Annotated in this window: 23 protein-coding genes and 1 other annotated feature; of the genes, 16 read left to right on the top strand and 7 right to left on the bottom strand. The window is 55.0% G+C overall.

Translation table 11 applies throughout. The features are described 5' to 3' along the window. The first annotated feature begins 1 nt into the window (after position 1). From E5161_RS18010 to yunB, 7 genes are all read left to right on the top strand, one after another. The gene (locus E5161_RS18010; RefSeq protein WP_136779275.1) at positions 2–976 is read left to right on the top strand and encodes an ROK family protein; all 975 of its coding nucleotides are present in this window, start codon (positions 2–4) and stop codon (positions 974–976) included. Positions 977–1,012: 36 nt separating this feature from the next. Further along, positions 1,013–2,173: an acyltransferase domain-containing protein gene (locus E5161_RS18005; protein ID WP_136779274.1), complete on the top strand. Its 1,161-nt coding sequence runs from the start codon at positions 1,013–1,015 to the stop codon at positions 2,171–2,173. Continuing rightward, complete coding sequence (locus E5161_RS18000) at positions 2,160–3,521, top strand: polysaccharide deacetylase family protein (protein WP_136779273.1); 1,362 nt, start codon at positions 2,160–2,162, stop codon at positions 3,519–3,521. Before E5161_RS18005 ends, E5161_RS18000 begins: the two co-directional genes overlap by 14 nt. Positions 3,522–3,550: 29 nt before the next feature. Continuing rightward, positions 3,551–4,069, top strand: coding sequence for an AAA family ATPase (locus E5161_RS17995; RefSeq protein ID WP_246042406.1), 519 nt, complete (start codon positions 3,551–3,553; stop codon positions 4,067–4,069). Between the two features lie 190 nt (positions 4,070–4,259). Beyond that, on the top strand, positions 4,260–4,781 hold the full coding sequence (locus E5161_RS17990) for an NUDIX domain-containing protein (RefSeq protein WP_246042404.1): 522 nt from the start codon (positions 4,260–4,262) through the stop codon (positions 4,779–4,781). Positions 4,782–4,837: 56 nt separating this feature from the next. Continuing rightward, positions 4,838–5,428, top strand: coding sequence for an SOS response-associated peptidase family protein (locus tag E5161_RS17985; protein WP_246042414.1), 591 nt, complete (start codon positions 4,838–4,840; stop codon positions 5,426–5,428). A gap of 98 nt (positions 5,429–5,526) precedes the next feature. Then, positions 5,527–6,387, top strand: coding sequence for a sporulation protein YunB (gene yunB, locus E5161_RS17980; RefSeq protein WP_136779269.1), 861 nt, complete (start codon positions 5,527–5,529; stop codon positions 6,385–6,387). Here the strand turns inward: yunB and E5161_RS17975 are convergent. Further along, the gene (locus tag E5161_RS17975; RefSeq protein ID WP_246042401.1) at positions 6,384–7,448 is read right to left on the bottom strand and encodes a M23 family metallopeptidase; all 1,065 of its coding nucleotides are present in this window, start codon (positions 7,446–7,448) and stop codon (positions 6,384–6,386) included. The genes yunB and E5161_RS17975 overlap by 4 nt on opposite strands. 128 nt (positions 7,449–7,576) lie before the next feature. Here E5161_RS17975 and lipA point away from each other — a divergent pair, with 128 nt between their 5' ends. Together lipA and E5161_RS17965 are read left to right on the top strand one after the other, a co-directional pair. Next, positions 7,577–8,467 carry a lipoyl synthase gene (gene lipA, locus E5161_RS17970; protein WP_136779268.1) on the top strand — a complete coding sequence of 297 codons (891 nt, stop codon included), beginning with the start codon at positions 7,577–7,579 and terminating at the stop codon, positions 8,465–8,467. Positions 8,468–8,483: 16 nt separating this feature from the next. Further along, positions 8,484–9,404, top strand: coding sequence for a YutD family protein (locus E5161_RS17965; protein ID WP_246042399.1), 921 nt, complete (start codon positions 8,484–8,486; stop codon positions 9,402–9,404). A 55-nt stretch (positions 9,405–9,459) separates the two neighbouring features. Here the strand turns inward: E5161_RS17965 and E5161_RS17960 are convergent, their stop codons facing one another. Beyond that, positions 9,460–10,254 carry an NAD kinase gene (locus tag E5161_RS17960; protein ID WP_136779267.1) on the bottom strand — a complete coding sequence of 265 codons (795 nt, stop codon included), beginning with the start codon at positions 10,252–10,254 and terminating at the stop codon, positions 9,460–9,462. A gap of 96 nt (positions 10,255–10,350) precedes the next feature. After that, a complete protein-coding gene (locus E5161_RS17955) occupies positions 10,351–11,625 on the bottom strand; it encodes a nucleoside recognition domain-containing protein (protein ID WP_211246762.1) in 1,275 nt (424 codons plus the stop codon). 407 nt (positions 11,626–12,032) lie between these two features. On the opposite strand from E5161_RS17955, the gene E5161_RS17950 reads away from it, so the two are divergent. Both E5161_RS17950 and E5161_RS17945 read left to right on the top strand, forming a co-directional pair. Further along, complete coding sequence (locus E5161_RS17950) at positions 12,033–12,419, top strand: globin domain-containing protein (RefSeq protein WP_246042397.1); 387 nt, start codon at positions 12,033–12,035, stop codon at positions 12,417–12,419. Positions 12,420–12,439: 20 nt separating this feature from the next. Further along, positions 12,440–13,144, top strand: coding sequence for a DUF2225 domain-containing protein (locus E5161_RS17945; protein WP_246042395.1), 705 nt, complete (start codon positions 12,440–12,442; stop codon positions 13,142–13,144). A gap of 24 nt (positions 13,145–13,168) precedes the next feature. Here E5161_RS17945 and E5161_RS17940 read toward each other — a convergent pair whose 3' ends face one another. After that, positions 13,169–13,408 (bottom strand): hypothetical protein, encoded by a 240-nt coding sequence (locus tag E5161_RS17940; protein ID WP_136779265.1) that lies wholly within the window; start codon positions 13,406–13,408, stop codon positions 13,169–13,171. A 75-nt stretch (positions 13,409–13,483) separates the two neighbouring features. Here E5161_RS17940 and E5161_RS17935 point away from each other — a divergent pair, with 75 nt between their 5' ends. Then, positions 13,484–15,271 (top strand): M3 family oligoendopeptidase, encoded by a 1,788-nt coding sequence (locus E5161_RS17935; protein WP_136779264.1) that lies wholly within the window; start codon positions 13,484–13,486, stop codon positions 15,269–15,271. Between the two features lie 163 nt (positions 15,272–15,434). Here E5161_RS17935 and E5161_RS17930 read toward each other — a convergent pair whose 3' ends face one another. Beyond that, a complete protein-coding gene (locus tag E5161_RS17930; protein ID WP_169306751.1) occupies positions 15,435–16,286 on the bottom strand; it encodes a transposase in 852 nt (283 codons plus the stop codon). A 627-nt stretch (positions 16,287–16,913) separates the two neighbouring features. On the opposite strand from E5161_RS17930, the gene E5161_RS17925 reads away from it, so the two are divergent. Next, positions 16,914–17,333, top strand: coding sequence for an O-methyltransferase (locus E5161_RS17925; protein WP_136779262.1), 420 nt, complete (start codon positions 16,914–16,916; stop codon positions 17,331–17,333). 121 nt (positions 17,334–17,454) lie between these two features. Further along, positions 17,455–17,679 (top strand) — a binding site (T-box leader). Between the two features lie 47 nt (positions 17,680–17,726). Beyond that, a complete protein-coding gene (gene trpS, locus E5161_RS17920; protein ID WP_136779261.1) occupies positions 17,727–18,725 on the top strand; it encodes a tryptophan--tRNA ligase in 999 nt (332 codons plus the stop codon). Positions 18,726–18,731: 6 nt separating this feature from the next. Here the strand turns inward: trpS and E5161_RS20905 are convergent, their stop codons facing one another. Continuing rightward, complete coding sequence (locus tag E5161_RS20905; RefSeq protein WP_169306750.1) at positions 18,732–18,899, bottom strand: DUF5325 family protein; 168 nt, start codon at positions 18,897–18,899, stop codon at positions 18,732–18,734. Between the two features lie 97 nt (positions 18,900–18,996). Here E5161_RS20905 and E5161_RS17915 point away from each other — a divergent pair, with 97 nt between their 5' ends. Together E5161_RS17915 and E5161_RS17910 are read left to right on the top strand one after the other, a co-directional pair. Next, positions 18,997–19,245, top strand: a complete 249-nt coding sequence (locus tag E5161_RS17915; RefSeq protein ID WP_136779260.1) for an alpha/beta-type small acid-soluble spore protein — start codon at positions 18,997–18,999, stop codon at positions 19,243–19,245. A gap of 175 nt (positions 19,246–19,420) precedes the next feature. After that, the gene (locus E5161_RS17910; protein WP_136779259.1) at positions 19,421–19,708 is read left to right on the top strand and encodes a hypothetical protein; all 288 of its coding nucleotides are present in this window, start codon (positions 19,421–19,423) and stop codon (positions 19,706–19,708) included. Here E5161_RS17910 and gerQ read toward each other — a convergent pair. After that, the gene (gene gerQ / locus E5161_RS17905; RefSeq protein ID WP_246042393.1) at positions 19,692–20,237 is read right to left on the bottom strand and encodes a spore coat protein GerQ; all 546 of its coding nucleotides are present in this window, start codon (positions 20,235–20,237) and stop codon (positions 19,692–19,694) included. The two genes, E5161_RS17910 and gerQ, sit on opposite strands and share 17 nt — an antisense overlap. Between the last annotated feature and the right edge of the window lie 6 nt (positions 20,238–20,243).

Genomic DNA, 20,243 nt, shown 5'->3' with positions numbered 1-20,243 from the left:
CGTGGAGAGATACTTCATCGGGATGGATATCGGGGGGACCAATACCGAGCTGGGAATGTTCAATGCGGATATGAAGCTGCTCGACGTTCGCACTTTCGGAACGATTAAACCTCACTGGCCGAATGTCGTAAGCGACCCGCACGATTACTTGGATTTGCTGGAGCGGGAAATACGAGAGCTGTTACAGCGTCACGGCTTGGATGTGGATCGGGTAGAGGCGATTGGCGGAGGCGTGCCGGGAATCGTAGATCCGATGAACGGCATCTCTTTGGGCGCCTCAAATTTGGGGTGGAAGAACGTTCCGTTCGCCGCGGAAATGAAACGCCGGCTTGGCGTGCCCGTGTATATAGATAACGATGTTCGGATTTATACGCTGGGAGAAGCTCATGCGGGCGCAGGTGTCGGCCACCGTCACATTCTGAGCGTGACGCTCGGCACGGGCTTGGCCGCTTGCGTACTGTTGGACGGCAGACCGTTGCGCGGATCGACTTTGTTTGCCGGCGAGATCGGCCATGATCCGGTGGAAGGTGCGACCTTTCGGTGTAACTGCGGGAAAACCGGTTGTCTGGAAACGATCGCCTCGGCGACCGGTATCGCCCGTTTGGCGGAGAGCGGGCTCTCGTCGCATCCGGAGAGCATCCTGAACCGGGTTGCCGGCGGCAAAAAACTGAACGCGCACGATGTTTTCCTGGCTTGCGAGGAAGGGGATTCCTTTGCTTTGGACGTATTTACTAGAGTAGGGACGATATTGGGAAGAAGGCTCGCCAGCTTCATGTTTCTGATCAATCCGGAAGTTGTCATTGTCGGGGGAGGCGCTTCCCGGGCGGGTGATTATTTACTGAATCCGATTCGGGCCCAGATTCGCGAATACTACCATTTCAGTGAGCCCAAAGTAACGGCTGCGGCGCTCGGCAATCTGGCGGGGCTGCACGGCTCCGTTCATTTTGCGCGGAATTATGAGAGGCTGCAGGCTTAAGACCGGATTGTTCTGAAAATAAGAGGTGTCCCCAACATGCAGACCGGCTTTTTATCCGAATCCTATTTGCAGACGGCAAACGAGATTTTGCGGCTTCCGCCCGATATCTATGGTGCTTATGAAACGGCCATGCGGCTCATGCGGGAGAACGGCAAGCTGGCGGAATGGGCAGTCGAGAGCCGCGGTAAGTTGTTCCGTTCATGGGAAACGGATGAACTGACGGATGATTTGTGGCCGGAATACGAGGCGCTTGAACATTTGCTCGGGGAGCAAACCGGCATGTTCTACGCCGTCGTGCTGATCTCCGGCCTGCCGGACACGATAGATGACTATCGGACAAAAGGTCTTCCTCCCGGTATTTTAACGGATACGATGGAAGACGTGACGGTCTGGATCCGCGATTACAGGCGCCGTTACGGTAAATGGGGTTTTGAAAACTTCGACTGGCTCAAGCTGCACTTCACCGGCCGATTGTTCCGGTTGGGGAGATTGCAGTTTGTCCATGATCCTTTTGGCTACAAGATTCATGTTTTCCGCCACGTCCGAACCGGAGAAGTTGCCGCTTTGTCCGCGGCGAGTATTTGGTACGACCGGCATGGACTCATCGATGGTAACAATGGGATGTCCGACGAGGAAGGCAGATGGGAATCCTCGTACGAAGAGAGAGAACGGGCGATTGTAGGGACGCCGATTTCAAGCGGCGGATACGCTCGGCGGGAAACCTTGTGTCTTCCGAAAGAGGAGTGGAAGAAAGTTCTCGCGGAGAACGACCCTGTACTGCATGTACATATCCCGGAAGGCGGCAAAATGTCGCACGAGTTATGCCGTAAATCTTATAAGCTGGCACTCGAATTTTACTCGGCATATTTTCCGGAACTCGAATTCAAGGCGTTCGCCTGCGGCTCATGGCTGCTCAGCCCGCAGTTCCGCCGGCTTCTGCCTGAGAGCTCGAATATCGTGCGTTTTCTCAACGATTTTCACTTGTTTCCGCTGAAATCGATGGAAGAATGGACATTCAGCCGGGTGTTCGGCAAGCGTCATATCGATCCGGCCACCGCACCTCGGGACACGGCGCTTAGGCGCGCGATTCTCGAATTCATGGCGCAAGGGAATCGGATGATCAGTGCCGGCGGCTTTATTTTACGGGAAGAGGCCCGAAATCTATCGGATGAAGGAGTGCGACATGGCCAACATTAAAGTGCTGTTCTGGTTCGATGTCGAGGATTATACGACGCCGGAGTCGGAGGAAGCGTTGCTCGGCTTATTGAACCTCTGCGAGGAGAGGGGCATTCCGGGCGTCTTCAAGCTGGTAGGGGAAAAAGCAAGGGCGCTGGAGGCACATAACCGGATCGACATACTCGAAAAGCTGAAAAAGCATGAGGTCGGTTACCACACGGACTATCACAGCGTTCACCCGACGATCAGCGAATATTTGGAGCCGATGGGATTCCGCAATGGCGCCGAACAATTCGACCGGGAGGAGCATCCGGGTCTTCGCGACGTGGAGCGGATTACGGGCATGCCGGTGACGTGTTACGGGCAGCCGGGGGGTGCCTGGGCTCCGCAGACGTTTCCTGCGCTTCTGAAATGGGGAGTGCCGGTCTATTTGGATAATCACGAGCAGATCACCTTGAACAGCCGGCCCTATTGGTATGGGGGTGTGCTGAACTTCATGGAGCTGACCGGCTTTATGCGGATGGAGCTGACAGAAGACGGTTTACAAACGGCGAAGCGGCAGTTCGACGAGATCTATGAGAAGCTTTCCGGGGAATCCGTCGGATTTGTGAGCATCGTTTATCATCCCACCGAGTTCGCAACCACGCGGTTTTGGGATGATGTGAACTTCTCCAGAGGAAGAAATACGCCCCGCGAGCAATGGAAGCCTGCACCATTAAGGCCTCCCGGGGAAATGGAGCACTATTTGCAGATGCTGGGGCAGTTTCTCGATTACACACTCTCAAAAGATAACGTCGAATATATCACCTCCATCCAAGCGCGGGAATTGGAGCGGTCAGCGAAGGAAGAGCTGACCCGGGAGCAGGTGAAGGAGATCGCCGCCCGAATCGGGGACGAGCTTTATTTTGAGCAGTTTGAGGGGTACTCGTTATCCGCTTCGGATCTTCATTCTCTCTTTTGCAGCTATTTGCTGGAAAAGCCGCTCAAGCCGGAGCTGATATACGGGCCCGAGACCGATGAGGCCAGCGATCCTGTGTCCTCCCTGAAGGTGGCGGATCTTAAACAGGCCATTTCCAAGGCATATCCCCGTGTATTGGGTTACAAACAGCTTCCTGACACGTTCGAGGCCGGTTCCTCCAGGATCAATCCCGTGGACCTGACCTGCACCTTGGCACGAGTAATTCACGAAGGGCTGACGGATAAGGATGAAGTGCCTGTTATTCAAGGCCGTCTCCGGTCGCAAATTCATGCCAAGGACGACGATAATTGGGGAAAAGGGTGGGTCATTTTCCCCGAGGATTTTAAAGCGCCTCGTATTATTCGGATGTCTAAGCTGCAATCGTGGACGCTTAAGCCCGCACTCTTTTAATTACCAATTAGGCACAAAGGATGATTCGCTTGCCACAAAATCACGGGAAAACCGTCTATCTCATCTCCGGCCCAGTCGGCGTCGGCAAGTCCACTACGGCTGGGGAATTGTCTCGGACATTGCAAGGCGCAGCGGTCAGACTCGAAGGGGATCTCCTCATGCACATGCCTGTGCAGGAAGTCCCCTGGGAGAAGCTGATATCCATGACATGGGAGAACATCGTGCTGTTGACCCGGAATTTCTTGGTGCACGGCTTCGATGTCGTAGTTGATTATGTGGTGGAAGAAGAGCTCATGTGGTTTTGCGAGAAGTTAAAGGATTTAGACGTAGACATTCGATACATCGTACTATGGGCGGACGAGACAGCTTTATCGCAGAGACTCAAAAAGCGGGGAGACGAGTATTTGATCAACCGGTCCGTGTTCTTGATGCAGAAACTCGCGAATCTGGAGATCAATCGTCAGCATCTGCTGGACATCTCAAGTATGGAGACCGCTGAAGTCGTGGCGTCGATTTTGTCGGATTCCCGGTACAGCTTAAAATTTTAGAGGTCAATTCGTCTTATGGCGCAAGCTCTTCTCCTTTAGGAGAGGAGCTTGTTGCGTAGATGAAGGAATAAGGATTGCATTCGCGAATGTAGTGAGGTGGCAGTATAATCGACTTGTACATATGGAAAGCGATCTAGAAATTCGAGGTGGCCTATTGGAAGCCAAATTTTGCAGTTTATGCGGACATGCGATGGAATGGCGAGACTTCGACGGGACGATGAGAAACGCGTGCACACAGTGCGCTTTCGTTCATTGGGGGAATTACAGTATCGGGGTCGGAGCGCTCGTGGTCAAGGACGGTAAATTGCTGCTCGTGCGCCGGGCGCAAGAGCCGGGTAAAGGATTTTGGACGAATCCCGGCGGTTATATCGAGCAGCTGGAACCGATCGCGGAAACGATCGAGCGGGAAGTTTTCGAAGAGAGCGGCGTCCGGGCGGTTGTCCAAAACATCGTAGCCGTTCGGGATCAGCCGAGAAGCATTCATAACGTGTATATCGCCTTCTCGATGGAGTATGTCGCAGGCGAACCGAAGCCGGACGGATTTGAAGTGGATGCGGCGGGGTTTTTCAGCTCACAGGAGATGGAAGGCATGAACGTCGCCGGTTTCACCCGGTGGCTCGCGGACGTGGCGCTCCACGGCCGCGAGCCGGGGCTGGCCGCGGACCGCAAGCCGATTGTCGACCTGCCGGGGTATGGATTGTTTCGCGTTTAAAAGAGGAAGCTACCGTTAATCCTATCCATTTATCGGAGGAAACGGTGGTGACATCCATGAATGAGCGATACGCTTTGACGGCAGAACTGGCGGACTTGACGAGCGAATTCAAGGTGGACCGGATCGAGTACGCATTTTTCGAAAAGGAGCAGTACGAGCCGACGGGTCAAATTCCCGTCATCCGGCCGATCGGAGGACAGCGCTGGCTGAGCGCGCAGCGGTGGGGGTTAATGCCGTATTGGGGCAAAAGTTCCCTTCATGCGGACAGAGCGACCTTGGGAGAAAAACGTTATTTGCTGAACATGCTCGCCAAAAAACGTTGCGTCATCCCGTGCAGCGCACTGCTTTTTGAACGCCGGGAAGGGAAAAAACGGATCGCGGTCTACCGCCGCCGGCATGCGGAAAAGCGGGTGTTCGGCGTGGCCGGTTTGTTCGACGTATGGCTGGACTCGGAAAAACAGGAATATCCGATGTGCACGATCGTGACCGCGTCCGGTTACGGAGCGGAAGGCAGCATGCCGCTCATCCTGGAAGGGGAAGCGATGGACAAATGGCTGGATCCGGCCTATAACCGGCTGGAATCGGTGCGCGAACTGCTGCTCTCGATTCCCGAGCCCGAGTACCGGACAGAGCCGGTGTTGCCGTAAAGGAAGGAAGCGCGGACTGCGCTTCCTTCTTTTTTTGGCGGCCGCGGCATATTCATGAGACAACGGAGAAAAAGGACTTGCATGCGGGGAGGTCGCTCATGCGGCGCAGATGGGGAAGTGGTTTTCCGGCGCTCCGAAACTGGTCGCCTCCGAAGCCGGCACCTCGCCGGTGGGGATCGCCGAAGTGGCGGCTGCCCGGTTCCGGCTCATCCGGCGGGATGCAGGCGAAAAAATGGACGCCGCGTCCGCCCAAACGGCGCAAGAAATTGGGACGCAAGCAATGGGCGATCCTCCTGTTGCTTCTCCTGCTGTTCGCAATCGTTCAGTCTTTTGTGTTTTTCGATAAGGAAATCAAGGGGCCGCTGCTGTTCTTGGCGAAGGTACGAATCAAACAAATGGCGACGGAAGCGATCAATACGGCCATTACGCAGGAAATCGCGCAAACGGCGGATGCCGACAAAATGATCAGCTGGAAGCTCGACAGCCAGGGTAAGGTTACCGGGTTTCTGATCGACTACCGGGAGCAGATGAAGCTGACTTCCCGGACGATTCAAACGGTGGAGCGGGTATTGAAGGAGAAGGAAGAGGTTCCCGAACATATTCCGATCGGGCACGCGATGAACAGTCCGCTGCTGTCGGCATTCGGTCCGAGAGTTTCGGTCAGCTTTCACCCGGCGAGCGCCGTGCGGGCCGAAGTCGGGACCCGCCAGACCCAGTCGGGCATCAACATGCTGCTCGTGGAAGTATTTATCAAAATCCGCACGGAAATTGCCGTCGTGATCCCGTTCGATCAGGATCCCGACACGCTGGAGACGGAAATCCCGTTGTCCTACGCGCTTGTCGTGGGCAATGTGCCGATGTACTACTATGACAATCAAGGTAACGCGGTAGGCAGCAAAGCTCCTCAGGCTCCGGCGATTTCGCTGCCGTCCCAGCCGCAGCCGTCCGCTTCCCACTAGCGCTTCCGGTTCATCCGGAGCGCTTTTTGTTCTTCCCGTTCCCATTGTTTCAACAGAGGGAACGGATCGAACGCCCACTCGACCATCCCCCTGTCCCGGTAAATCCCGTAATGGAGATGCGGCGGAAATTTGCCTTGCGTACCCGGTCGTCCGTAACCGGAGCTGCCGACCCAGCCGATCACGTCTCCGGGGCGGACAAGGTCTCCGACCTTGAGCGATTTGTTGTACCCCGACAGATGGGCGTAATAATGATACAAGTTATCCAGGTCACGGATGCCGATTCTCCAGCCGCCGAATTTATTCCAGCCTTTTAATTCGACAATACCGTAGCTTGTGCTCCGGACCGGCACGCCATAGCCGGCGAAGAGGTCAGTGCCTTCATGAATCCGATACCCGCCCCAGCTCCTGCTGTAGCCCCATGTGCTGCGATAAGTGTAATTGGAATTGAGAGGCAGAGGAAATGCGTGCTTGGACAAATCTGATTTGCCGAACGCTTCGTACAGTTTGGCGAATTGCATGACCCGTTGGACCGCGCGGATATTGTGGTAATATTCCCACAGGCCGATGGCGAAGTCGTCGTTTCCGGAACCATATTCGCGTACCCGGCTCGCCACGGTATATAGAAGGTCGACGTCGTTCCGGCGGTCGGCGATGCCGTCGCCGGAACCGTCCCGTCCGATCCCGCCGAAAAACCGGATGGACACCGGTACCGTATCGCCCGGATCCGGGTTTAATTCGCCAGCCCATCGGGTGTCGGGGATGTAGATGCCGGTTAAAGCGTTGAGAGCAAGCGGTCTCGTTTTTCGGCGGGCACGGCTGATCGTCAGCTCGTAACGATCGATGGCAGCGACCAGGTGCGGGGGAAGTCCGACGGATCGGCCGACCTTCTCGTACAGCCGGCGAACTGTTTCCGCTCCGTTTGGCGCTGTTTTCGGTTTTTCGTCCCCATGTACGAACGGTACGGATAACGTGGACAAGCACAAAAATGCAAGAATACCGGTTACAGCCGCTTTACCCAAGCGGCAACGCCGGTGTTCGCCGGATTGTCTTCGCCGCAGCAATGCGGATGCCCTCCTTCACGGCGGAATACGACCATGCCGCCTCGTTTCACAGGTAGCTGTAGGGTTTGCAAATCATTGGTTTTTATCCGAATCATGCTATAATAGGGGACAGAAAGAGGGGAACAGCGATGACGAGCAAGGCACAACCGCGAAAACCCGACTGGCTGAAAATTAAGCTCACGACCGGCGAGCCGTATCGCGAGCTCAAAGATATGATGCGCAGCCGGACTTTGCATACCGTATGCGAGGAAGCGCGTTGCCCCAACATTTACGAATGCTGGGCCAACCGTACCGCGACGTTCATGATTTTAGGAGATATTTGCACGAGGGCGTGCCGGTTTTGCGCCGTCAAAACGGGACTGCCCACCGAGTTGGATCTGCAGGAGCCGGAGCGCGTCGCCGAAGCGGCCGAACAGATGGGCTTGCGGCATTGCGTCGTCACCTCCGTGGCCCGGGACGATTTGAAGGATGGAGGCGCGTCCATATTCGCGGCTACCATACAGGCGATTCGCCGAAGGCTGCCCCTGTGCAGCGTGGAGGTCCTGATTCCCGATTTTCAGGGCGATCTCGAATCGCTGAAAATCGTGATGGATGCTAACCCGGATATTCTCAATCACAATGTGGAGACGGTGGAACGGCTTTCGGACCGCGTGAGGGCGAAGGCTAAATACCATCGTTCCTTGGAACTGCTGCGGCGGGCGAAGGAGTTGAAACCGCACATTCCGACCAAGTCCAGCTTGATGCTCGGCGTCGGGGAAACAATAGAAGAAGTGCTGCAAACGATGGACGACCTGCGCGCGGTCGATTGCGGTATTTTGACGCTCGGACAGTATTTGCAGCCGACTCCAACACACTTAGCCGTGGAGCGATACGTACATCCCGATGAATTCGCACGGCTGAAAGAAGAAGGATTGGCCCGCGGTTTCTCTCATGTAGAGTCGGGTCCGTTCGTACGAAGCTCCTATCACGCACACGAACAGGTCAAGTCCGCGGCGGCAGCTGAAGCCGGCAAGGCTTGAACCGGGAGGAGATACCGTGATCGTTTCGACAGGCGGAAACGCCTTTACACTCGTGCATGAGCACAAAAACGGATGGAACCCGGAAGCGTTCAAGGAACGTTACAGCGAGGTGCTTGACCGCTACGATTATATCGTGGGCGACTGGGGTTACAGCCAGCTCAGGCTCCGCGGCTTTTATAAGGACGGTCATCCGCGTGCGACCAAGGAAACGACGATTTCCAGCCTGGTCGATTATTTGAACGAATATTGCAATTTCGGCTGCGCTTATTTTGTCTTGACGAGGGCGGATGTGGACGCATTGCCGCCGGGAACTCCAATTATCGATCTGGGCCTGTCGGTCCAATCCCCGGAATCCGCGGCGGAGTCGGCCGCTTCTTCGGAAGCGGCGGCGCAGACGACGGCGGAAACGGCGGCAGCGGCGACGGGCGGCATGTTAATGCGCTGGCCGCTGAAGGAGAGGCCGGGCGGACCGGTGCGCGTCCCCGGGGCGGCAGCCGTCGCGCGTGCCGCGCAAGAGGCGGAGCGCCGCAATCAGCAGGCGCAGTCCGCGGCGGCAGGCAAGACCGGCGGCGATGCGCGTTCGTCCCGCCAAGGTGATGGCGGCTTTGGACGGCAGGGAAGCCGGCCGTACGGCGGCGGAGCGGACAAACGTTCCGGCGGCGGACAAGCCGCCGCAGCGGAAGGCCGCTCGGGCGGAAGGCCGCAAGGGCAGCGGGGGCCGCGTCCGCAAGGGGGCGAAAGACCCGCGGCCGGCGGCAGCATTAGGCCGGCAGAGCCGGTCCGGTCCGCGGAACGGCCGGAAGGCGCCAAGAACGGAGGCCGCTGGCCCGGCAAAAACCGCCGCAGAAATCGCTTCGGCGGCAAGCCCAACCGGCCCGAGGGCGGCCCTCGCGAAGCCGGAAACAGGCCGGATTTTCATAATCGCGGCAACGAATAACTGCAGAACGAGAAGGGGATGAACCGGTGAGGTTCATCCCCTTTGCTTGTTAGATTCAATTCTCGGAGCCGATGAATGCGCTCCTCACCCGATTCCAGAACGGAAACGGGCGGTAACGGGCGAACGTGATCTTCGATTCCGCCACGCGGCAGATGATGGAACGTACGCCTGTCATCGGCATGACCAGGTGATCGATGCCGAGATAGAGCTGCTCTTCCGGGTCCGGAGTAATATCGCAGTGATGATGCTTCGGCAGTACGATCGAAGAGCCGAGCGTCCGGTACACCCGGTTGTTGATCGAGGCGAGTTCGGCGATTTGAATGGCCTCGAGGGACGGATGAATGATCGCTCCGCCCAAACTTTTGTTGTACCCCGTACTTCCGGAAGGCGTGGAGACCACGATGCCGTCTCCCCGGAACATTTCGAAAGGCTCGTCGTTAATGTTGATGCCTGCCACCAGCGTGCCGTCGACGCTTTTCAAGGAAAATTCGTTGAGCGCCAAATGCGAGACGGTGGACGCATCGGTGACGATATCGATCTGGATGAGCGGATAGCTCACCTTCCACGGTTGTTTGGTTGCGATAAATTCGACGAGCGTGGGGAGCTCGTCCTTTTGCCAGTCGGCATAGAACCCAAGGTGTCCGGTATGAACTCCGACGAAGGAGACATCGTCCACCCGGTCTTTAAAACGATGAAATGCTTGCAAAAGCGTGCCGTCCCCTCCGATGGAAAGAACGAGCTCGGGTGCTGTGTCGTCCGGCGTAAGCCCGCGGGCCGCCGCCAGGGTCTGAAATTGTTCCGAGAGTTCCCGGGACAATCGATCTCCGCGGTCGAGCAGCGCATATTTCAACGGTGACGCTCCTTTGCGAGGGCTATTCCCTGTTTTCTTTATTCGATCATAAACAATAAAGGTCGGGAAAACAATCCTCACGCGGGCATTTCGATCTTAGCGGCGCCGTAAACCTCCGATCAGACAAGCGGCAGCACCCGCAGCCGTCAGTGATGCCAAGACGGCGATCGCCAAGAGAGGCGGCCACAGCACGTGTTCGATACGCGGGGCGGCCGCAGCATTCAACCAGACGGGTAAACCGGCTGCCGAGGCAAAGTGGAATAATGGCCACAAAACATAGACAAGACCGGCCGCCAATAAGCCGTGGAGGAAACGTGTGCGCGCGAAAGGACCGTACCGCCAGCCCGTGCGGCCCATCAAGCCGGCTACCTGGGCGTGTACGGATAAGCCGGCCCAAGACAAGGCGAAGGCTGCTGCGGCCAGCCTGTCGACCAAGGGGAGGGGAGCGCCTTCCGCCGCTGCTTCTGCCGCCGCCCGTGCGCCTAATGTCACTTCAAAGGTGCCTTTAATGAAGGAGGAAGACAGTTCCGCAGGCATCCCGGCCATGGAAAGGATCCAGGCGGAAGCCTGGCGCATAGGGGTCAACACACCGCTCTGCACCAGCAAATCGAGAGCGGCGGAGAAAAAAACGACGAGGCCGCCTACTATGACCATCAAGGTAAGGGAAGATTGGATCGATTGGTTTAAAAGTACGCCAAACGGTCTGCCGTCCGCTTGCCTTGCAAGGTGCATGGACACAATGGCGGAACGGAGTCTGCCGGCGCCAGGGTTGGGAGATGCGATGGACTTGTGTTCGGCACTTGGGGCTGCGGATTCCGGTTTCTCCCTCCAACGGCCCAGAAATCCGAGCAGCAAAGCGCCCCCATAATGGGCGAGCACCAGCACCGGAACGGCCTCCGGCCGTCCGAAAAATCCGACGCTCACCGCGCCAATCAAGAAGATCGGATCGGAGGTGGTGGTCATTTCGACGAGCCGCTCCCCTTGTTCCCGGTTCACGAGCTTTTGTTCGATCAGTCTGGAAGTGAGCTTGGCACCCACCGGGTAACCGGAAGCGAAACCCATGGACACCACGAACGCGCCTGCACCCGGAAGGCGGAAGAGCGGCTTCATCAAAGGATCGAGAAGCGTGCCGGCCAAATGAACGATTCCGAATCCGAGCAGCAGCTCGGAGAGAACAAAAAACGGGAACAGTGCGGGAAATAACACTTCCCACCACACCTTGACCCCGCGCAAAGATGCGCTCAATGCCACGTCAGGCATGGCCAAAGCCAGTCCGCCCACCAACAAAACCGCACTTCCCAGGGCGAGCGCGCCGGTACCTCTGAATCGGTACTCCGGCACCTGTTTATTTTCGAGCGATCGAATCTCCACGGCGCACCTCCGTCTTGCCCTTCTTGTCCAATGTATGAAGCCGTTCCCCGATACTTTCCCGTATTTAACAGGACAAATTTAGTCTGCAAACGATTACAAAAAGGATAGAAATTTGAATATCTTCTATGGTACAATAGGACCAGAATATGCCGGTTGACGGCACAGTTGGGGTGAGGACGGAATGACAGGAATCGTGGCGGGGTTGCTTGTATGCGCTTTCGTGTATGTCATTCGTGAAGCTTTGGTTACGCCGGAAGAAGAGATTTGAGTGCTTTAGGCCTATAGAATAACGACACTTCCGCCCCTCCATCGGGGCGATTTTTGTTTTATTATTCAGGGTTTCTGTGCCTTATTGTGGTATAATGGGGAGTGCCGAAAGTCGGATATTGCAAGGTGGAGGGACAACTTTGTACAGCAATGAGACATTGTTTGATGCGATAGGCGGAGAATCCGCCGTTCGAGAATTGGTTGAAAAATTTTATCCCAAAGTGCAAGCGAATCCGCTGCTGTCTCCCCTGTTTCCCGAAGACATCCAGCCGGTGATGGACAAGCAATTTTTGTTTCTTACCCAATTTTTCGGAGGTCCGCCGCTGTATTCCGAAAAGTATGGACACCCGATGATGAGAGGCAGACACCTGCCTTTTCCTGTAACGCCCAAACGGGCGGCCGCGTGGCTTTCCTGCATGTCACAGGCTCTGGCGGAGACGAATATTTCAGAACCGCTCCAAGAAGCCGTGATTGAACGATTGTCCGGACCCGCTCATCATTTCATCAATTCGGAAGATGAAAGCTAAATTCGAAGGGGAAATGATCGGTGTTGGATCCGCTTTTTCAAATCAAGGTGACCTGTGCGTGCTGCGAAGAGACTTTTCAAACCTCCCGCGTTCGTCCGAGCTTTAAAAAAGCGGTACACAGAGATTCCGACTTTTGCTCGCACTACAACTCGGTCAATCCCGATTTTTACGTCGTGCGGGTTTGCCCGCATTGCGGCTTCGCATCTACCGAGCATTTCACGGAGAAGCTGAGTGCCAAGCAAAGATTAGCGTATGACAAAAAAGTGGGCAACCGTATCATAACGAGAGCTTTTGCAGGAGAACGTACGCAGAGCGATGCCATGGAATGTTACAAGCTGGCATTGCTTTGCGGGCAAGCGATTGATGAAAAAGACAGGGTCATCGCCGGTTTGCTGCATCATATCGCTTGGTTGTATCGTTATATGGGCAACAAGGAACAAGAAAAAAGATTTCTCGCATTTGCCGTGGAAGCCTATATACGGGTGTTCGAAACGGAGCGCGATTCACTCAGCAACGCGCGTCTCATGTACTTGATCGGGGAACTTCACCGGAGACTTAAACAATATCAAGAGGCGGTCAGGTGGTTCGGCCGTGTCATTCAGGATAAAAACATTACGGATGCCTCGATGATCCGGGCTTCGCGTGAAATGTGGCAGTCTATCCGCGAAGAGATCATGAACGAAGGCCTGGAGATGCCCGAAGAAATGAAAGAGACCGGCGCTTGAGCTTGAACATCAATTGGCCGAACGTTACTTCCGGTTCAACGGGCGGTCGGCCAGCAAGTAGTCGCCGTCGGCGTCCACAAGCTGCAACCGGGTATGACAACAAGGGAACACCACTGCGCGCTTGCGGACACTGCCTCGCAAATCCCGGACTTCATCCGGTTTGATGGGCAGCAGTACATGGGTTTGTCCGCAAAATGGGCACTCCGGAACATACACATCTTTCATCACAATATCGTAAGGTAAGCTGTTACGGAATGGAATCATGCCGGACACCTCATTTCACTGTACATACAACATACAACAGACAATAGCGGGTCGTAAATGGAGGGTATGATCAAGATGACGAACGACTATGCAAAGGTTTGGGATTTGGAAGTCTTCTTCCCCGGCGGATCGGAATCGCCGAAGTTTGCTGAATTTATGTCGGAGACCGAACGAACGACGGCGGAACTGCTCACTCAACTCCGGGAAAGTGAGGGCGGAGCTGCGAATATTGAACGGCTTGGCGAACGGACATCGCAAATTCAGCAGCTACTCTCCCGGCTCCGGCAAAGCGAGTCGTTCGTATTGTGCTTGACGTCGCAGAACACGGGCGATCGCCGTGCCGTATCTTGGACGGAACGTGTGCAAACGTTGGCCGCCCGCTTCCGCCAAGTGCTGGATCTGTTTGATGCTCAGCTTGCCTCGATGCCGGAAGATCAGTGGGACACCTGGCTGAAGACCCCGGAACGTGCGGAGCTGTCCTTTGTACTGAACGAGCGTAGGCAAGGGATCAAGGAAAAGCTTCCTCCAGCCCTGGAAGCGTTGGCCGGTGAGCTTGCGGTCGACGGGTTCCACGGTTGGGGCGAACATTACGACACGATTGTCGGAGGAGTCGGCATCCCTTGGGAGGAAGGAGACCGGCAGGTCACCTTGTCCGCCGGACAAGCCTTTAACAAGCTGAGTCACCCGGATCAAGCCGTCCGCGATCGGATGATGGAAGCCTGGGAACAAGCGTGGGAAGGCAAAGCCGATCTTTGCGCGGATACGCTGAACCGCTTGGCCGGCTTCCGCTTAAAACTTAACCACCAACGCGGCTGGAAAAATATTCTCCATGAGCCTTTGCGCATCAATCGCATGAAGCGCGAGACGCTGGACGCCATGTGGACGGCTGTTGCGGAAGCTGTTGAGCCGCTGAAGCGCTACTTATCATTGAAGGCTCAACTGCTGGGGAAGCAAAAGCTGTCCTGGCAGGACGTGTCTGCTCCGCTGCCTTCCAATCAGGCGGATATTCCATACAGCGAGGCCGCCTCATTGATCGAGAACGCATTCGCAGAATTTTCCCCCAATCTGGCCGGATTGGCCCGCCGGGCTTTCCAAGAACGCTGGATCGAAGCCGAAGATCGTGCGGGTAAACGCCCGGGCGGGTACTGCACGGACTTCCCGCTGGACAAGCAAACCCGGATTTTTATGACCTATTCCGGTACGCCGGACAATGTGTCGACGTTGGCGCATGAATTAGGTCATGCCTATCATGGATACTTGGTTCATGGTTTGCCTCCGATGAATCAGGAATATGCCATGAATGTGGCCGAAACCGCTTCGACCTTCGCGGAAGCGCTCGTGAGCGACGCCCTGCTGAAGCGTGTAACCATCGACCAAGGAAAGCTGGCCTTGTTGGACGACCGGCTTCAAAGCGCGGTTGCCTTCTTGATGAACATTCGGGCCAGATTCTTGTTCGAAACGCGGTTTTATGAACGCCGCACCTCTGGCATGCTGCAGGCGTCCGAGTTGAACGAGCTGATGGTAGATGCGCAAAAAGAAGCGTACGGTGATGCTCTGTCCAGCTGGCACCCTCATTTTTGGGCTTCGAAAATGCATTTTTATATTACCGATGTACCGTTTTACAATTTTCCGTACACGTTCGGATATTTATTCAGCACAGGTCTCGTAGCCGTGGCGGAAAAAGAAGGCGCGGACTTCCATCAACGTTATGACGCTCTCCTCCGGGACACTGCGGTGATGACGGTTGAAGATCTGGCTTCCCGTCATTTAGGCGTGGCTTTGGATCGTCCGGAATTTTGGCGATCTGCCGTTTCACGTGCGGTTTCAGACGTCGATCGCTACGCTGCGCTCATTCAGAAATAAAGTAACAAACGAAATAGATTCTTCACGAAAGAGCTTCGGGTGGCATCTCGCTTCCGGGGCTTTTTCGTTGTTTCAATCGGTGTATCCACCTATTTTTTCCCTTTGTCGATATCCCCTTCGCTCAGGTTGCAGGGAGTGCCGTTCAATGGTTCAACCGCAGAGACTAACTTGCTTCTCTCCATGCCATCGTCTTCCGTTTCCGGAATCGATAACGTGTTGCGGCCGTAGCGCCGATCAAGGCAGGATAAGTGATGCAAGGCCCGGAACTGCAAGCCATCCGTAATTCTTGAAGGAGGGGACGATTAACCCGATTGAAGACATAGCAAAATTGATCCAAATAAACTTGTAAATGCTTAGGACTGACGCCGCGGAAAGTTCGTGCCAGCGCATTTTGTGCCTTTTGAGCAATATTGAGCAGCACATAGTCTCGCTTACCTCCAAAATAATGACGAGATACGGTAACTTTTTCGGCAAGGTTAGGGTCCACAACTTCAGAAATAAAAGGTTCTACTTTAGGCGATTCATAGCAGTTTTTGAGAACATGCTTATTTTGCTTTTTGATTTTGATCCGTTCGATTTGCCCGGCTTCATCCGCGGATGCGGCGACAAATACCGATTGCTCTTGCTCGTGCCATGCTGAGGAGCCGGTCGTACGCGGGAATAATTTCGCGTCGGTGATACGAATCAATCCGGTAAGCATCTCATGGCAATTTTGGCGCTGCATCGCATGGCGAATTTTATGGCAAATAAGCCAGGCTGTTTTGTAGGTGACTTTGATCGCTTGGGACAATTGAACGGCGTTGACGCCTTCAGGGCGGGTGTGGAGCGAAATCGCTTGAAACCAAAGGCGCAGCGGAGTGCGACTGCCTTGCATCACAGTGCCGGCGATCAACGACGTTTGGGTGTCGCAAGCCGAACATTGATACAGCGGAAGTCTGCGAGTACCGATGAGATAGGCATGTTTGTGTCCACAATCGGGGCAGCGAAAGCCTTCCGGCCATTTCAGCTTGTACAATAATTGGATGAAATCTTCCTCTGTCTCATAAAGACTGCAAGCTTCTTCCCAAAACGATTGCATCCTGATACCCCCTTGTCCGCTGGTCTGGCAATTCTGTTGTTTTCATTTTACCAAACGTATGTTCTTATTTCAATTAAAATTCCCAATTATTTTCTGAGCGGAGGGGATATTAATCGGTACATTAGCAAGTGGTGGGCTGCCTGACCGAAAGGGATAACTAGCGGTCAAATGAGTTAGAAAATGTTCTGAACGAAAGGGATAGCGATAAAGGGTGGAAAAAGCCGTGAGTAAATCTTGGGGGGACTGCGGCGAAGGGGGTGGGAAGATCGTTCGGACGAGGCGAGGGGGATAGCGATAAGGTGGGTAAAAGCGAGTACATGAGCGAAGGGGATGGCGATAAAGGTGGGTAAAATGCGAGTGCATGAGCGAGGGGGATAACGATAAAGGATGAGGATAATGGAAGTTGGTTCTGGAGCAGTGCATCGAAAAGATACGCAGCGGCGCGCGAGATTTGCAAACATTTCATGACATGATGATACAAATGTTTACAAAATGATTGTAAATTTCTATTTTTTCAAGTATAATGAGTCCACAGTCATAGGTCAGTCCTAGTCGCTGAGTTTAATGGGAAAAAAGGAGGAGAATGATTCATTGGAGCAGGTGTCGTTGGCACGTCAGGTGGATTTGGTTTTAGAGCAATTGGCAAGTGAATTGAAAGGGCTTTCAGCAGGAACGATTGTCATCCAGGTTCGGAACGACGAAGTGGGCAAATTCGGGATTCGCCATCTGCCCGTCATGTGCGGGGAGAAGGAGAACAGCGGGACGGGCATGAGTTCCGAGCAAGTCCGGCAGCTCCGCCGGATGGCCGTGGAAGCTCTTCAACACAAACGCGGCTGGACGCACGGTGAAATTTCCTATGATTTCGCTCTGCGGCAAGGAGAAATTTACGCGAGTGTACAATTCGAATCCAACTACAACATGGCCAACATCCTGTTCCGGGTTCAGCCGAAACAGCGGGATCGAAAGGACGTTTCCAACAAGTAGCATACATAAGGTGCCGGCCGTCCGTCAGGGCGGCCGGTTTATATTGGGGAAGCCATGTATGAAGGGCCGCTCGGTTGACTTTGTCCTGCGGAAGAGTATAATGTTCTAAAAACCGAGTTACAAATCGGCTGTGAACGGAACAAGTACGTCGGAGTAAGGCGCTTCAGAGAGCCGGTGGTGGCTGCGAACCGGTGCGCACATCCGTACGGAATGGAGCCGGGAGCCGGGAGCTAACGGCGCAGGCTGCGCCCGATCCTCTCCGAGTCGTTCCCCGTTACCGGAACATAGAGGCTGCGCAATCCGCGTAGCGAATAAGGGTGGCAACACGGCTTTCCACGTCCCTTGCGGGCGGGAGAGCCTTTTTATTTTTCCCTGAAAAGGCGGTAGATCCAAATGTCTAAACAACGCGTATTGTCCGGCATCCAGCCGAGCGGCAAATTGACCATCGGCAATTATATCGGAGCCATGATCAACTTTGAGGCGCTTCAACACGAGCATGACTGCTTTTACATGATCGTGGATTTGCACGCAGTCACGGTACCGCAGGAGCCTGCGGCTTTGCGCGAGCAGAGCGAGTCTGTGGCGGCTTTGTTCGTGGCGGCCGGGCTGGATCCGGCGAAAGCTGCAATTTTCCTGCAGTCCCATGTTCCCGCACATGCCGAGCTGGGCTGGCTGATAACGACCTTGTCTTACATGGGCGAATTGGAACGGATGACCCAGTTTAAAGACAAGTCCGCCGGAAAAGATGCCGTGGGCGCGGGCTTGTTCGTGTATCCGGCTTTGATGGCGGCCGACATTCTTCTTTACAAGACGAACCTCGTTCCGGTCGGAGACGACCAGAAACAGCATCTGGAGCTGACGCGGGATCTCGCGGGGCGTTTCAACCATCGTTTCGGCGAGACGCTCGTTATTCCCGAACCCTTCATCCCGAAAGTGGGAGCGCGGATCATGTCGCTCGACGACGCCTCCAAAAAAATGAGCAAAAGCAGCCCGAACGCCGGAAGCTACATCGCGATGCTGGACTCGCCGGACGAAATTCGCAAAAAAATTTCCCGGGCCAAAACGGACTTGGGCCGGGAAATCGTGTACGATCCAAAGGAAAAGCCGGAGATCAGCAATTTGATGAACATTTTTGCGCAAGTCACCGGCAAATCGCTGCAGGACATCCAAAAAGCGTACGAAGGTCAAGGTTACGGCACATTTAAGAAAGATTTAGGAGAAGCGGTGGTGGCGGCTTTGGAGCCAATCCAGCAAAAATACAAGGACATTCGTGCCTCCGGAGAAGTGCACGCCATCCTGCGGGACGGCGCAGAACGGGCAAATACCGCGGCCGAACAAACGCTCCGTGAAGTGAAACAGGCCATGGGTTTTTTGCCGCCCGTTGAGCGATAATATCGATTATCTGCGCGAAGCGCGGGCTTTGACCACGAAGCCTAGGCCCATGATGCCGAAAGTCACGATACCGAACAGAACGGCCAGCCACGGGTTGTAACTAATGGAAAACGCGGTCCCGCACATTCCAAGTACTGATGCGACGGCAAATAACAGCGCTGCGGTCTTGCTCACTTTTATAACCTCCTTGAGCATATTTTTTACGCGGCCTAGCATACTAACAAGGCAAGCTTGCACCCCATAATCATCAAGACGAAAGGAGACTTCACACATGCCTAGATCTAATCGGACTTTGGTTCCTCAAGCTCGCGCCGGCTTGAACCAATTGAAGGCGGAAGCTGCTCAATCGCTGGGGGTACAAACTCCTGCCGACGGTTACTACGGCTTCGTAACGGCTCGTGAAACTGGTGCACTCGGTGGATATATGGTGAAGAACATGATCGCTAGCGTCGAGCAATCGCTGTCTCAAGGCGCTGGCGGACTGGCTGGCTTCGCAGGCCAAACGGGCGGTAGCCGCTAAGACGCAGCCGCGTCCGGTACCGAAAGCCCGAGGGTTAATCCTCGGGCTTTTAAAGTTGCATTCTGTTATTGTGCGGCTTACAGGCAACAGACGTCAAGTGCGCTCCGGGACAGCACGCATTCAGTCTGGTATAATCTGCATGTTTTCAGTACTCATCTTTAAAAGGAGGCGCGGCATGATCCTTTTTTGTGAATATGTAATCCCGGAACTTCACCGGGAAGCCTTTCGCCGCTGGGCGTCCGAACACAAGGAGTTGTGGCGGACTGGCGAGCTGCTGGAAAATACCGCACAACCCGGCGTTTTTGTGGAATTATGGCGGACAACCGGAGAAGACGAAGCAGCTCAAAAGCAAAAGGAACGCCTGGAGGGGCGTTCCGAGTGGCGGAATATGGAATGTTGGGTAAAAGGCGGCCGTGAAGGGTTACGCGTATGGACGTTTCGACCGCTTATTCCGAACGGGTAAGTCCGGTGGTCCCGGGACCGGGGCCGGTACCGAAAGGAAGCGAATAAACAAGCGGCTGGTCGAAGACGATATAGTCGAGATTTACCATCAGCAGCACATAGCGCCGACCCGTCGTCGGGTCGCTGATAATGATATGATCCCGGCCGGCAGCTTCAAGCTCACCCCGGAAAACTTTCGCGTTCCATTCGCGGTTACTTTCGAACGTCATGAAGATGGTCGCCACTTTGCCGAGATTCATCCGCAAAATATTTTCGATATACGACTCCTCAGCGGCCGGCGGAGCAGTCGGAAAGGCCATTCCGTCCGGCGTCAAGCCGGCACCGCTCGGTATCGGCGGCGGGGCTAGCATCCCGGGCATCATGGCGGATGCGCCGGCTACGCCCGTCGGATATCCTCCCACACCCGGAAAGCCTCCAGGCATACTTGCGGGATAGCCTGCATTCGGCAAGGCAGCGCCCAATCCCGGCGCTTGCGCCGCTGGGGATACCATCGTCGGAGAAGCAGGGGGCCACATTTTGCTGCTGTACATGTCGTT

The organism is Cohnella pontilimi, assembly GCF_005049045.1.
Taxonomy (GTDB): domain Bacteria; phylum Bacillota; class Bacilli; order Paenibacillales; family Paenibacillaceae; genus Cohnella; species Cohnella pontilimi.
Note: the sequence above shows the minus strand (reverse complement) of the source record. Positions and strands in the feature narration are given on the sequence as shown.

Coding starts and splice junctions, on each gene's coding strand:
- E5161_RS18005 (WP_136779274.1), top strand. CDS start 1,013: ATGCAGACCGGCTTTTTATCCGAATCCTATTTGCAGACGGCAAACGAG.
- E5161_RS18000 (WP_136779273.1), top strand. CDS start 2,160: ATGGCCAACATTAAAGTGCTGTTCTGGTTCGATGTCGAGGATTATACG.
- E5161_RS17990 (WP_246042404.1), top strand. CDS start 4,260: ATGGAATGGCGAGACTTCGACGGGACGATGAGAAACGCGTGCACACAG.
- E5161_RS17985 (WP_246042414.1), top strand. CDS start 4,838: ATGAATGAGCGATACGCTTTGACGGCAGAACTGGCGGACTTGACGAGC.
- yunB (WP_136779269.1), top strand. CDS start 5,527: ATGCGGCGCAGATGGGGAAGTGGTTTTCCGGCGCTCCGAAACTGGTCG.
- lipA (WP_136779268.1), top strand. CDS start 7,577: ATGACGAGCAAGGCACAACCGCGAAAACCCGACTGGCTGAAAATTAAG.
- E5161_RS17940 (WP_136779265.1), bottom strand. CDS start 13,408: ATGATTCCATTCCGTAACAGCTTACCTTACGATATTGTGATGAAAGAT.
- E5161_RS17935 (WP_136779264.1), top strand. CDS start 13,484: ATGACGAACGACTATGCAAAGGTTTGGGATTTGGAAGTCTTCTTCCCC.
- E5161_RS17925 (WP_136779262.1), top strand. CDS start 16,914: ATGGGAAAAAAGGAGGAGAATGATTCATTGGAGCAGGTGTCGTTGGCA.
- trpS (WP_136779261.1), top strand. CDS start 17,727: ATGTCTAAACAACGCGTATTGTCCGGCATCCAGCCGAGCGGCAAATTG.
- E5161_RS17915 (WP_136779260.1), top strand. CDS start 18,997: ATGCCTAGATCTAATCGGACTTTGGTTCCTCAAGCTCGCGCCGGCTTG.
- E5161_RS17910 (WP_136779259.1), top strand. CDS start 19,421: ATGATCCTTTTTTGTGAATATGTAATCCCGGAACTTCACCGGGAAGCC.
- gerQ (WP_246042393.1), bottom strand. CDS start 20,237: ATGTACAGCAGCAAAATGTGGCCCCCTGCTTCTCCGACGATGGTATCC.